Here is a 12,876-nt window from a genome sequence, read left to right as displayed (position 1 = left end):
ATGCCAGCCAAGAAAATGCGTTCTGATATGATCAAAAAAGGCTTCGACCGTGCGCCGCACCGCAGCTTGCTGCGTGCTGCAGGCGTGAAGGAAGAAGATTTCGGCAAACCGTTTATCGCGGTCTGCAACTCTTATATCGATATCGTGCCTGGGCACGTGCACTTACAAGAGTTTGGTAAAATCGTGAAGGAGGCAATCCGCGAAGCGGGCGGCGTTCCGTTTGAATTCAATACCATTGGCGTAGACGACGGGATCGCGATGGGGCACATCGGGATGCGTTATTCCCTGCCAAGCCGGGAAATCATCGCCGACTCGCTTGAAACCGTGGTTTCGGCTCACTGGTTCGATGGAATGGTCTGCATTCCGAACTGCGACAAAATTACGCCAGGGATGATGATGGGTGCTTTGCGTGTGAATATCCCGACGGTCTTCGTCAGCGGCGGCCCAATGAAAGCCGGCGTCGACAGCAAAGGACGCAGATTGTCCTTGACTTCCGTCTTTGAAGGCGTGGGTGCCCACCAAGCTGGACAAATCAGCGACAAGGACTTGCTCGAACTGGAACAATACGGCTGTCCGACCTGCGGTTCGTGTTCCGGCATGTTCACGGCCAACTCGATGAACTGTCTGGCCGAAGCGCTGGGCTTGGCATTGCCAGGGAACGGCACCATCCTTGCTGTAGCCGAAGAACGCCGGGATTTCGTCCGGAAGTCGGCACAACAGTTGATGAAGCTGATCGAAATGGATCTGAAACCACGTGACATCGTAACAAAAGAATCGATCGACAACGCCTTTGCGCTCGATATGGCGATGGGCGGCTCCACGAACACCGTTCTCCATACGCTGGCTTTGGCCCAAGAAGCAGGGATCGATTACCCGTTGGAACGGATTAATGAAGTGGCAAACCGCGTGCCTCATATTGCGAAGCTGGCTCCGGCCTCCGATATCTTCATCGAGGACGTACATCGGGCTGGCGGCGTCAGCGCTGTGCTCAACGAGCTGTTGAAGAAGCCGGGAGCGATCTTCGGTGATCAAATCACCGTAACCGGCAAGACGCTGGCAGAGAACGTTGCCGGATGCGAAATCCTCGACCATAACGTCATCCGTCCGATCGACAATCCGCATTCCGAGAAAGGCGGTCTGGCTATTCTATATGGTAACCTGGCGCCGGAGGGCTCGGTGATCAAGGTAGGTGCTGTTGACCCTTCGGTTGGCGGATACCATAAAGGTCCGGCCATCTGTTTCGACTCGCAGGAAGAAGCGCTCGAAGGGATCGCAAACGGCAAAGTCAAAGAAGGTTGCGTTGTCGTCATCCGTTATGAAGGACCTAAGGGTGGTCCAGGTATGCCGGAAATGCTGGCTCCAACATCGCAGATCGTCGGCATGGGTCTGGGCGCGAAGGTTGGTCTGATTACCGACGGACGCTTCTCCGGCGCTTCCCGCGGGATCAGTATCGGTCATATCTCACCAGAGGCTGCTGAAGGCGGTCCAATCGCTTTCGTGGAAGACGGCGACATCATCGAGCTTGACTTGAATAACCGCAAAATCGAGCTGCATGTCAGCGATGAAGAGCTTGCACGTCGCAAAGCAAATTGGAAAGGCTTTGAGCCAAAGGTGAAAACCGGTTATTTGGCCCGTTACTCCAAACTAGTCACCAACGCCAGCTCCGGCGGCGTAATGAAAATTTAACGAGCCTAACTCAAAAGGCCGTACCCGAATCATATTCGATTCGGATACGGCCTTTTTTCTTACTAAATAATTGATCAGAACGATTAACGCGTAGGCAAGGATACGCTAAGCAAAGACTCCTCTTCCACGGCTTCCGGCTTCTCATCAACCGTAGGATTGCTGCGATGCGAGCCGTTCTCGGCGAACCGTTCCAACAGCACATCCATCGGCATCACGATCATCTTCGGTACCAGCTCTTGAGGTTGCTCTTTTAATCTCGAGGTACCGGCAGGGTGAATAACACTCATTAATAATTTCAAATAGATCTTCGTCGAGCTGGCAAACCAGCCCTTCGGCAAATCTGTAATGATAAACCCAAATTGCTCCGGTCCCCGGTTAATCATGCTGACCCCATATAGCGCCTTAACTTCTTTTAGCTCAGGATGCTCAATCACATATTTTGCAAAGAGGGGTAACGTCTTCTCCACTTTACGAATCATTTGAATCGCCAAATGCACGCTTGTTCTGGCACGAGTTCCATACTCGAACAATTTTTTGTTGTCAAAATGAAGCTCCATCACCTGATCCCCGGATTGTAAGGTCTTCCCATTGTTCATTTCCACCGGCTCTCCGTGATAGGATCGAACTCGAAAATGAAGGAATGGATCCTCCGGTTCGGGAGTTTTCAATTGAAAAAGGATGTGGAAGATCTTCTCCCATACGAGCCATATGGCTACGATACATCGCTTCAACCAGGTAATCTTCACTGGCGTTCTCCCCTTCGGCGTTGCCGTTTCCTGTTTGCCTTGAAGCTTGGCCTCTTCCGTCACCTGAATCAGTTCATCAATGCGGATGCTTCGCAATCCGCGGCGATCCGCTTCCTTCAACACCCGCTCGAGCGCGATCAGCATTTCCGCCGGCGCTCCGGTGTTCGCTCCTAGGGTAGCACCACAGTCGTGCAGGAGAAAGACCTCGCCGCCTCGCAGCTTCTTCAACATCCGCTCCGTTAATCGGTCAGCGCCGACCTTAACCCGCCAATCGCCGAACATCGCCGACCACAACACGATCTGCGTTTTGCCGCGGTTCGCAAAATCAAACAAGTTGACAATGCCCCACGGCGGACGATAGTAATGAGAATTGAAGCCCGTCACGTCATAGATAATCTGATTCGTCTTCTGAATCTGCTTCTTAACAGCCGACGGCCCCATAAGCCAATTGGTCTTGTGCACATAATTGTGCGACCCGATCAAATGACCTTCCTCGTACATCCGTTTAATCAATTCGGGGTGTTTCTCCGCATTGGAACCAACGAGGAAAAACGTTGCTTTCGCTCCGTGGCGCTTGAGCAAATCAAGCAACTGTGGAGTATATTTCGGATCGGGACCATCGTCGAATGTCAGCGCAAACGCCTTCTCGCTGATCCCGCGCTTGAATACGCGAAAACCGAAAATCCGAGTGATCAATCCGGGTATAAAAGCGTACAGCGTAGAGATATAAAGTAACCATAGCAGCAAAGTCTCCATATGCTTTCCCCACTTTTCTATGATCAATGACTTTGGCATGCTCCGTGAAAAGCATAGCATCTACACTATTTTATCACAGACATCTTCAGATTAGGCGCATTTTTTTGGGGAAAGCATAGGAAATCGGTCAACCCTCCGCAGCCAGAATATCCATCGTTCGCCGGAACATTTCGGCGGCCAGATTCTTGGATCCTTCGGGCCGGTTTTGAACGAGGACGGCGACGGCATACTTGGGTTGATGGATCGGTCCGTAACCGATAAACCATTGATGATTCAACTGCTTCTGATTCTTCACAACCTCGGCAGTTCCAGATTTTCCAGCCAGCGGCCATTTGGCTTGCTGCATGGTTCGCCCTGTGCCGTCTGTGACTACCAACCTCATCATGGACAATAGTCGTTGAGCTGTTTGCGGCGTAATTTGTCCAGCAGAGGAGGGCGAAGCTTGTACCGGTAATGCGGAGAGCAGCGAGCCGTCCTTATAACGAATCTCGCTGACTAAGCGGGGCGCCATCACCTGCCCGCCGTGGAGCAATGTAACCACCAAATTGGCTGCTTGCAACGGGGATACCAGTACGTCCCGTTGGCCAATCGCAGTCTGCGCCCGCACCCCGCCATCCGCCATAGCCAGATCGCTAAACACCGCACCGGCTTCTTCCTGATCCAGCGGTCGCAAAGAATCTCCGCCAAGGAAGGACGGGTCATGCCAGCCCACGGAACGCCCTAGCCCAAGCTTCGCAGCTGTCCGGGCGATTGCTTCCGCGCTCAGCCGTTCGCCCAGGGTGGCGAACACCACGTTACACGAGTGGGCAAAGCCCTCTTCCAACGTAAGATTTCCATGTCCGCCTTCCTTCCAGCATGACAAGCCGTATTTCCCGTAATGCCCGCTGCAGTGGAACACCTCCCCAGGTACCGTCACTTTTTCTTCCAGCACAGCCGCCGCAATGACCGTCTTAAAAATCGAACCCGGCACACTGGCCTTAACCGCCTTATTACTCCAGTTCTCAGCTGACGGATTCACGTGGTGCGGATCGTAGAAAGGCAGGGATACCATCGAGACGATATCAGCGGTTCTGGCATCCAGCACGACCACTGCTCCATCCGTCACTTTCATCTCCTTCGCTAGCCGCTCAATTTTTTGTTGGAGGGTGTCATCCACTGTCGTTTGGATTTGCAGCGGATAATACCGGCTAGACTCCGCATTTACCCGCGTCCCCATCCCTGCCAAGGGATCTTTTCGGCCATCAACCGTGTAGGCCGCTCTGACACCGCCAATTCCACGAAGCAAGTTGTCCAGCGTCTTCTCTAACCCCGAAGCTCCAACCTGCAGCGTTAACGCGAAGTTCGGTTGGTGCTTATCTTCTCGCAGCTTACGAATCACATCCGGCCGTTGCGTCACGAAGCCAAGCCACTGATTCCCTCGTTCCCCCGGCCCGTAGCGCGTCATATACGGCAGCACCTCTAGCCCTTCGAGACGAGGCAAAGTCCGGGCTGTTTCTTCATTGAGCCGAAGCGGTTCTCCAGGCTCACCCCCAGGTTTGGGCCAAACGTAGGGCCGCTCCAGCTGTTCCCACTTTTTTTGGAGTTCGGGAATCGTTGTTCCCAACGCGGCAGCGAGAGCAGTAAGCTGATCTGCTGCGGGTAACTGGCGTATGGGGAACAATATCGGAGTCCACCCCATTTCCCCCGTCAACATCTTTCCGTTGCGATCAAAAATATGACCACGCCCCGGATCCAACTCAATACCTTCTTCGCGCTGCCGGACAGCGAGTTCGTTGATCGTCTTACCGCTTACGGTCACTGCCTTAAACGCTGAAGCCACTTGAATCCAAGCGATTCGCAGCGCAAATAGGGCCAACACTGCCGCAAAAGACAGTAATAGATAAAAGATCCGTTTTTTGCGCAATAACGACATCGTTCGCCCTCCATTCTGTTCCCATTATTTCCTGGGAAAAGTCGGGCTAAACTTGATAGGCTGTTGCGGCCAACAGAAACCTAACGGACCTGAGAGACGCTATTGGCTCATTTCCCGCAGATTTCCCAACGTAACGGACACAGCGGACGTTAGTACAGACTAAATGGAGTCACTGGTGTCGATTTCGCCCAAATAAGGGCTTCTCGGTCCGTTACATCTCTCTAGGTCTGACCTCCAGGTCTATAAGGCCTCCTAGGTCCGTTAGCGCACCAGCTTACAGCAAAAGCCCGGCCAAACCTGCAATCGCAGATTGGCCGGGCTTTTACCCGTCTCCCTGAACCCTCGGGAAATCGGGACAATCTTATTTTCAGGCGCTAAGCCTGCCTTCTACACGGTGAATTTCGACAACGACTCTTTCAAGCCGGCCGACACATTCTCCAGTTTGTTCGACAGCTGTACCAATTGATCGCCGACCGTTTGTTGTTCGCTGGAGAGCGAAGCAACCTCTTCGGACGTGGCAGACGATTGCTGAGCGACGGCACTGACATTGCTCATCGCTTCCGACAAGACCGTTTGCGATTCGTTTAACTGGTCGATGGAGGCCGTTACGGAATCCAGATGGCGTACGAACCCTTCCATTTGTTGTTGTACAGATACGAAAATTTGGTTGGTTTCCTGTACCGATGCGATTTGCTCCTGGAAGATCGGGCTCGCCTCGGACAAGGCCTTCACCGTTTCGTTCATCTCTTTTTGAATGTTATCTGTAATTTCACCAACCATAGTGATCGACTGACGTGATTGATCCGCCAATTGGCGAATTTCATCGGCAACGACCATAAATCCACGGCCGGCAGCACCTGCCCGAGCTGCTTCAATCGTCGCATTCAGCGACAGGATGTTCGTTTGCTGCGTAATGTTCTGCATGACATCAAGCACTTTCAAGACAGAGCCAGTACTTGCTTTGAGCGAATCGACCTTGGCGGTCAAAGCGTTGATCATTTCGACCGTCATATTGGTTTTCTCCATCAATCCGTTCAAATACTGAGTCCCTTGCTGACTGGACTTCTCTACTTGACGAGCCGACATCTCCATCTCTTTGTTCGATTGAACAACGCGTTCCATTTGCCGGGAAATATTCTCGGTCAGCTCATTACCGCGTTCCGCTTCGTTCGCCAGGCTGGTTGCCCCGTTAGCAATTTCTTCGGTCGCCACAGCGATCTCTTTCGCAGACAATGCCGTTTTGTTCGAAGCTTGCGTCAACTCAGCCGCAGTCTCCAATACATCCTGTGCGGAGTTATTGGTTTGCTTCACGAGGGCTGTAATGTTCTCCATCATCTCGTTAAAGCTTACTGCCAATTGACCAATTTCATCTTTCGATTTCATGTTCATCCGGACGTTCAGATTCCCTTTGGAGCCTTCTTCCATCAGGTTTCTCAGCTTGCCCAGCGGATAAGCGATCATCCGAACCATCCATACCCCAATCAGAACGGCAATGATCGCAACAACGATCAGCGAGAAGATCGTAAACATCAGAATGCGGTTTGCGCTCTTCGTTAATTCTGCTGTATCCACCGTACCGATCAGCTTCCAGCCTGAATACTGGGTGCTATAGGAAGCGAGGACAGAGTTGCCGTTGGCATCCTTCGTTACGAAAGAACCCGAAGCCTCGGTGGCTTTGGCCAAATCAAATTCGGTTGGGTTCCCTTGATCCCCTTCAAAGGAAGAACCTACAACAACGTTATCCTGGGTAACCATTTGCAGCTTGGAGTTATTCCCCAGCTTAACCTCTTTCAAATAGCCGTCTAGGATTTCCAGGTTGATATCAGCAATCAGAATAAAGCGTTTCATGCTGTTAACGCTCTGTACCGAGCGAGCTAAACGGAAGACTTCCGTGCCCTTACCTTTCGATGGCACTTGCATCCATAAAGTTTTAGTGGCGCTGGTCAGATCTTTAAACCAGGCTTCTTCGCGCACGGTATCCAAGAACGTGACATCGGCACTGCCCGAAGTGACGTCGTCCACAATGTTGTCAGCCGACAACATGTAAACGGCGGAAACCCCCTTCGTGGAGAAGGTCAACGTATTCAGACGTGTTCTCATTTTGTTGGTTGCCGTAAACTTGTCATAATCCGAAATGTTCGCCAACGAAGCATCCATAATAGCATTTTGCATTTCATCGTCTAGGAACATTTGCTGCAGGTTTTCCTCATACTTCTGCATGACGATATCCAGCTTCTGCGAGGTTTGTACGATGGTCTGCAGGTTTGCTTGTTCTGCATTGTCTTGAATGGTTCCCTTCGCCATTTGGGACGACATAATCCCGATCGTTAGGACGAAGAACATGATTGCGACAAAGAAGATTAGGAACAACCGTACCCCTACTGCTTTCGCAGGGTTCAATTGTTTCGGCAGCTTGTCCAGGAAATTAGCCCATACAGCTTTGGTATCTCCCTTTGATTTTCCTCCTGGCTGAACCGACTTGGATTTCCGCTCTCCCTTTTGTTTCTTATCCTTCTTCTTGCTGTTGGTTTCTTGGTCCTCGTTCTTCGGAACCAGACTCATGTTGATCACCCACCACTCATAATAGTTGCAGACCTCAATTTTTAGGCTTGAGGTCGTACATAATGCTGTTGGTTGTTCACATTTCTCGTCAGCTACTCGAAATATTCGACAATTCCTGACGTTCTCCTCTATAATATCGGTTCAATATGTGGTGGATTTTAAATAATATTAACAAAAGTCACAAAAAAGGGCCTTTCGTCCTAGAAACGAACAGGCCCCAAAGCATATTGATTTTTTGATTACTTTCTTTTACGCATCATATCGAAATAGGAAACCGGTTGATCCACCTTCATTTGGACCCGCTGCAACGGGTGGCGGGCGGCATCCAATTCATTGCCTTCTTCGTCGTAGATGGTCCCCACCTTCTGCTTAAAGAACGTCCCGTTTGGACCAAAGAATTCGACTTCTTGTCCCGGTTTGAAGTGGTTGCGTTGCTGGATCGTTGCCATTCCTGTGGATTCATCATAAGCCATCACCAATCCAGCAAAATCATAAGGTGCTGCCTTCTCTTCCGGCTCGTAAATATGATCCTCATGATCTGGAGTATCGTAGAAAAATCCGGTATTCAGCGGCCGATTCGCAGCTTTGTTGATTTCTTCGATCCATTCCGGCTTCAAGACGTAATTGTCCGGATCCGCCATGTAGGCATCAATCGCTTGGCGATACACATTGACGACCGTCGCCACATAGTGGATGGATTTCATCCGACCTTCGATTTTGAAACTGTCGACTCCAACGTCAATAAGATCGGGAATATGCTCTATCATGCACAAGTCCTTCGACCCCATCGTGAAGGCATGATCGTTCTCCTCAAACATCGGCAGCTGAGTTACGCCCAAACGGAACTTCTCCAGTACTCTGCTATCGCGGGCTTCTTCCTCAGAAATCCATTCACTACCTGAACGGGCGTCCGTGAATAGATCGTATTTCCAACGGCAGGATTGGCAGCATCCCCCGCGGTTAGAGTCACGGTCGGTAAAGTGGTTGGACAGCACGCAGCGTCCCGAGAACGAAGAGCACATCGCTCCATGAATAAACGCCTCGATCTCGATGTCGACATGTCGTTTAATTTCCTCGATTTCCTCAAGGCTGGTTTCCCGTCCCAGAACGACCCGCGGCAAGCCTTGCTCTTTCCAGAATTGCACAGCCTGCCAGTTCACAGTAGATTGCTGGGTGCTCAGATGAACCTCCAGCTCGGGAACAACCCGTTTCGCCGTCTCGATAATCACCGGGTCAGCGACGATGATAGCAGCGATGCCAACCTCGTAAAGGTTCCGCAAATACTCCTCGATGCCGTCCAAATCCTCATTATGAGCATAGATATTCGTAGCGACAAACACCTTAGCGCCATATTTCTTGGCAAATTCCACGCCTTCCCGCATTTCTTCAAAGCTGAAATTATCCGCATTGGAACGAAGGCCATATTGTTGTCCCCCGATATACACGGCATCGGCGCCATAATGGATAGCGAATTTCAGCTTCTCCAGATTGCCTGCCGGGGCAAGCAGCTCAGGTTTCGTCAGCCGATGACGTTTTCCCGTATATTTCGGGATATGCTTCTCCGCAGTTTGCATCTTCGTTCACCTCTCATCATTTTTTGAGTATTTAAATTTAAAATATAGGTCAAATAGAAAACTCCACAACGCCATCTCTCTTAATAAACTTGTTCCTTATAAAAGAAGCCAAACGACAGTTCGCGCTCCGGGTCTTGGACCTCGCGAATCGCCTCAAGCCAGCTCTCATCAAGCTCATAGCCATCCGGATCGCGGAAATAGGCTTCGATCGCGTTACGATATGAAGCAATGACCACTTCGTTATAGGATACCGGCTTCAGCAGCGTCTCAATTTTGAAGCTGTCGACGCCAGCCGCCATTAGCAGGTGCAAATCCTCCAAGATGCAAATATCGTCTGAACTCATAATATGCGTTCCGTTCACATCCTCGAAGATGGGAAACTTCTCATCCGGCCGCTCAGCCTCGATCAGGAACAGCCCGCGGCTCATCCCCAGGTTGCTGTCCGGATCAACCGGCCGTCCTTGAGATACCATGTAGCTATGCACCAAGCGCCGTTTCGAGTGATAAATATTGGTCATTCCGTGCACCTGAACTTCCGCTTCGATGTTCAGCTTTGAAGGCATCGCGGTGATCTCGTCCATGTTCAGCTCCCGAGCCAGCACAACTCGGGAAGCTCCCTTCGTTCCCCAATAGTTCGCAGTGGCATAGTTGGTGGAGGTCATCTCCGCATTCCAATGCAGCTTCAATTGAGGCGCCACTGTAAGCACCGTTTGAAGCACCGCCGGATCGCCGAATTCAACGGCATCGACGCCGCATTCCGCTAACTGTTTCACATATCCAGGTAACCCTTCGAGCATGTCATTTGTCATCAAGTTATTCAGGCTAACATAAATTTTAGCTCCGTACTCACGCGCTACCTTCACCGCTTCCGCGATGTCTTGGGGCGTCATATCGCCAGGGAGGCGCATCCCATAGCGAGCTTCGCCAACCAGCGCCGCGTCAGCCCCCGCCGCAAAGTAGCGCTTCAGTTCGTCCAGCGAGCCGGCAGGAACCAACAGTTCCGGTTTTTTACTCATGTTGATACTACCACCTTTAAAAGGTTGTTCAAAACATGATCTACATTTTGAACTTCCACCTTATTCATTGATTGGCCATCGCCTTGCTTGTTTCGATGTTCTTTAAGTGTTCCTTATAGGTTTTGGCGAACAGGTGCTCCCCGCTGCCGTCTTTTTTCGTCACATAGAAAAGATAGTCCGAGGCTTTCGGCTCAAGCGCTGCTTCGATCGATTTGAGGCTTGGCGCCGCGATAGGTCCCGGAGGCAGTCCTTTATACAAATAAGTATTATAAGGGCTGTCCACGCTTCGCAAATCCGAATTGAGCAAGCGTTCCTTTGGTTTATCCAGCACATATTGCACCGTAGCGTCGATTTCCAGCTTCATGCCGTCCTTAAGCCGATTATAGATGACACCGGCCACGAGCGGCCGTTCACGATCCACAACCACTTCCCGCTCAACCAGTGAAGCAATCGTCATCAGCTCATTGAACGTAAGGCTGCGAGCCTGCAGCTTTTGATCCAAATCAGGGATTTTGTCAAGCCGGGTACGGGTTTCCTGCAGCATTCGGGCAATGATGTCCTGCTCGTTGCTGCCTTTCTTCAATTCATAAGTTTCCGGGAACAAATACCCTTCCAGCCGATAGGTCAACCGCTCGTCCGTCGGGATTTGCGATAACAGCTCATCGTTCAGACCTGCGGCATCCTTCGCCAGCTTCAAAAATGTGGCCTGATCCACTAAGCCTTCCTCCGCCAGCTTGTCAGCCATTTGTTTAACGGTGAAGCCTTCAGGAATCGTAAACCGAATCATCTCGGCCTTCACGACGTCGCCGCTGTTCAGCTTAGCGATAATCTCGTCATATGTGATGCCTGGCTGCATTTCATAGGTTCCAGCCTGAAACCGGCTTCCTTCCGACTTCCATTTTAAATAGGAAACGAACAAAATGGAATTTTTAATTAGTCCCTGGTTTTCCAGCAACTTCGCGATATGCGCCGTTCCCGTTCCCGGTTCGATCGTAATCTTGACCGGCTGTTCCTTCGCTTCAACCGGGAGCATGCTGGTGTACACATAAAATCCGGCCGCCCCTGCCCCGATCATCACGATCAGCAGCAGAACAGCCAGCCATTTCAGCGCTTTCCTCAAACCGCCTTCCCCCTTAACAGCCAAAAAGAGCGGAAATCTCCCGCTCTTCCCGGACTGATCTATCGTGCTCTTGCGACGCCCTTCCCGTTACTCCGGAAAGGTCAATTCATCGTACAGCTCGGAGACGTTCTCCCATTCCTCGTCGTCATCAATCGTCACCAGTTCCAGCTCATCACCGTTCGTCACGATTTTGAAAATCTCCGGCTCTTCATCCTTGGACGCGTCCTCCGGCAATAATACCGCATAGGCCGCTCCGGCGACGTCAAATTCCTCAACGACTTGATAATAGGAGACGTTGCCCGATTCGTCCTCAAGTTCTACGACTGGGCCAAATGTGTCGCGAACCCGCGACGTCATGACTGCTTGGTCTGCTGTAAATTCAGTCATTGCCCATCTTCTCCATCAAACTCGTCGATCAACGTATTAAAGGTCTCCTCGACGATTTCCCATTCTTCGTCGCTTTCAATCGTGTACAGCTTCAGGTCATCGCCGTCTTCCTCGTAACGGAACGCGTATACCTCTTCGCTCTCTTCATCTTCATTCCCATCGGAATCCAAAGGAACGACCATCATATACTTGGCGTCCGAACCGTCGACTTCGAATTTCATAATCACTTCGAACTCTTCTTCATTGCCCTCATCATCGGGGATATAAATAATTTCCGGTTCTTCTTCATTTCCGATACGATCTTTAGACATACGCGATCACCCTCACTTTATACTCTTAGAGTCCAAATAATTTTGCAAAATCAAGCTGGCAGCCATCTTGTCGACGACATCCTTGCGTTTCTTCCGGCTGACATCCGCATCCAGCAACGTACGCTGCGCAGACACGGTAGTCAGCCGTTCATCCCAGAGATGCACGGGCAGATTCAGCTTCGCCCGAAGATCCTCGGCAAACGCCATGCATATTTCTCCACGGGGACCAATCGTACCGTTCATATTCTTGGGCAGCCCCACAACGATTTCTTCCACCTCGTGCTGCTTCACAAGCTCGGCAATGCGCTCAAATTCGCTGCCTTCCTTGCGACGCTCGATGGTTTCGAGCCCTTGGGCGGTCCAGCCTAAGCTGTCGCTCACAGCCACTCCGATCCGCCGATCCCCGTAGTCTAGGCCCATGATTTTCATGTATTGCTCCTTTAAAATGCGGATTCACCGCTTATCCGTTCTTGAGAAGGTTCGCTGCCATCAACGGTGATTCGCCATGTAAAAGCGCACCAACTCTTCGATCAGCTCGTCGCGTTCCTTCTTGCGAACCAAGCTTCTCGCATTGTTATGACGCGGGATATAGGCCGGGTCCCCCGATAACAGATATCCGACGATCTGGTTTACCGGATTATACTCCTTCTCCTGTAAAGCCTGATAAACCGTAAGAAGAATCTCCTGCGCCGACGCTTCTAGTTCATCGCCTTTGACGTTAAATTTGACGGTTTTATCCATGGAGTCCATGATGACACCTCGCTTCTTCGACATACGCCTTTATGATCGCAGCTATTTTCCTCTTA

11 protein-coding genes are annotated in these 12,876 nt (G+C 51.0%); 1 reads left to right on the top strand and 10 read right to left on the bottom strand.

Annotated elements, in window-relative coordinates; all coding sequences use genetic code 11:
• The gene (ilvD, locus tag C812_RS02980) at nt 1-1,686 is read left to right on the top strand and encodes a dihydroxy-acid dehydratase (protein ID WP_016311201.1); all 1,686 of its coding nucleotides are present in this window, start codon (nt 1-3) and stop codon (nt 1,684-1,686) included.
• Nucleotides 1,687-1,769: 83 nt separating this feature from the next.
• On the opposite strand, the gene C812_RS02975 is transcribed toward ilvD, so the two are convergent.
• From C812_RS02975 to C812_RS02930, 10 genes are all read right to left on the bottom strand, one after another.
• Nucleotides 1,770-3,188, bottom strand: a complete 1,419-nt coding sequence (locus C812_RS02975; protein ID WP_016311200.1) for a polysaccharide deacetylase family protein — start codon at nt 3,186-3,188, stop codon at nt 1,770-1,772.
• 127 nt (nt 3,189-3,315) lie between these two features.
• Nucleotides 3,316-5,100 (bottom strand): peptidoglycan D,D-transpeptidase FtsI family protein, encoded by a 1,785-nt coding sequence (locus C812_RS02970; protein WP_016311199.1) that lies wholly within the window; start codon nt 5,098-5,100, stop codon nt 3,316-3,318.
• Nucleotides 5,101-5,487: 387 nt separating this feature from the next.
• On the bottom strand, nt 5,488-7,662 hold the full coding sequence (locus C812_RS02965; protein ID WP_016311198.1) for a methyl-accepting chemotaxis protein: 2,175 nt from the start codon (nt 7,660-7,662) through the stop codon (nt 5,488-5,490).
• Between the two features lie 239 nt (nt 7,663-7,901).
• Nucleotides 7,902-9,236, bottom strand: coding sequence for a peptidase U32 family protein (locus tag C812_RS02960; protein ID WP_016311197.1), 1,335 nt, complete (start codon nt 9,234-9,236; stop codon nt 7,902-7,904).
• Between the two features lie 80 nt (nt 9,237-9,316).
• A complete protein-coding gene (locus C812_RS02955) occupies nt 9,317-10,252 on the bottom strand; it encodes a peptidase U32 family protein (protein ID WP_016311196.1) in 936 nt (311 codons plus the stop codon).
• A 64-nt stretch (nt 10,253-10,316) separates the two neighbouring features.
• On the bottom strand, nt 10,317-11,372 hold the full coding sequence (mltG, locus tag C812_RS02950) for an endolytic transglycosylase MltG (RefSeq protein WP_016311195.1): 1,056 nt from the start codon (nt 11,370-11,372) through the stop codon (nt 10,317-10,319).
• Between the two features lie 87 nt (nt 11,373-11,459).
• Nucleotides 11,460-11,759, bottom strand: coding sequence for a DUF1292 domain-containing protein (locus C812_RS02945; protein WP_016311194.1), 300 nt, complete (start codon nt 11,757-11,759; stop codon nt 11,460-11,462).
• On the bottom strand, nt 11,756-12,070 hold the full coding sequence (locus C812_RS02940) for a DUF1292 domain-containing protein (RefSeq protein WP_016311193.1): 315 nt from the start codon (nt 12,068-12,070) through the stop codon (nt 11,756-11,758). The genes C812_RS02945 and C812_RS02940 overlap by 4 nt, the downstream gene beginning before the upstream one ends.
• Before the next feature lie 12 nt (nt 12,071-12,082).
• A complete protein-coding gene (gene ruvX, locus C812_RS02935; RefSeq protein ID WP_016311192.1) occupies nt 12,083-12,499 on the bottom strand; it encodes a Holliday junction resolvase RuvX in 417 nt (138 codons plus the stop codon).
• 60 nt (nt 12,500-12,559) lie between these two features.
• Nucleotides 12,560-12,820, bottom strand: coding sequence for an IreB family regulatory phosphoprotein (locus C812_RS02930; RefSeq protein WP_016311191.1), 261 nt, complete (start codon nt 12,818-12,820; stop codon nt 12,560-12,562).
• Nucleotides 12,821-12,876 lie beyond the last annotated feature (56 nt).

It is taken from the genome of Paenibacillus barengoltzii G22 (genome assembly GCF_000403375.2).
GTDB classification, from domain to species: domain Bacteria; phylum Bacillota; class Bacilli; order Paenibacillales; family Paenibacillaceae; genus Fontibacillus; species Fontibacillus barengoltzii.
The sequence above is the reverse complement of the archived record's forward strand: the minus strand, read 5'-3'. Positions and strand labels throughout refer to the sequence as shown.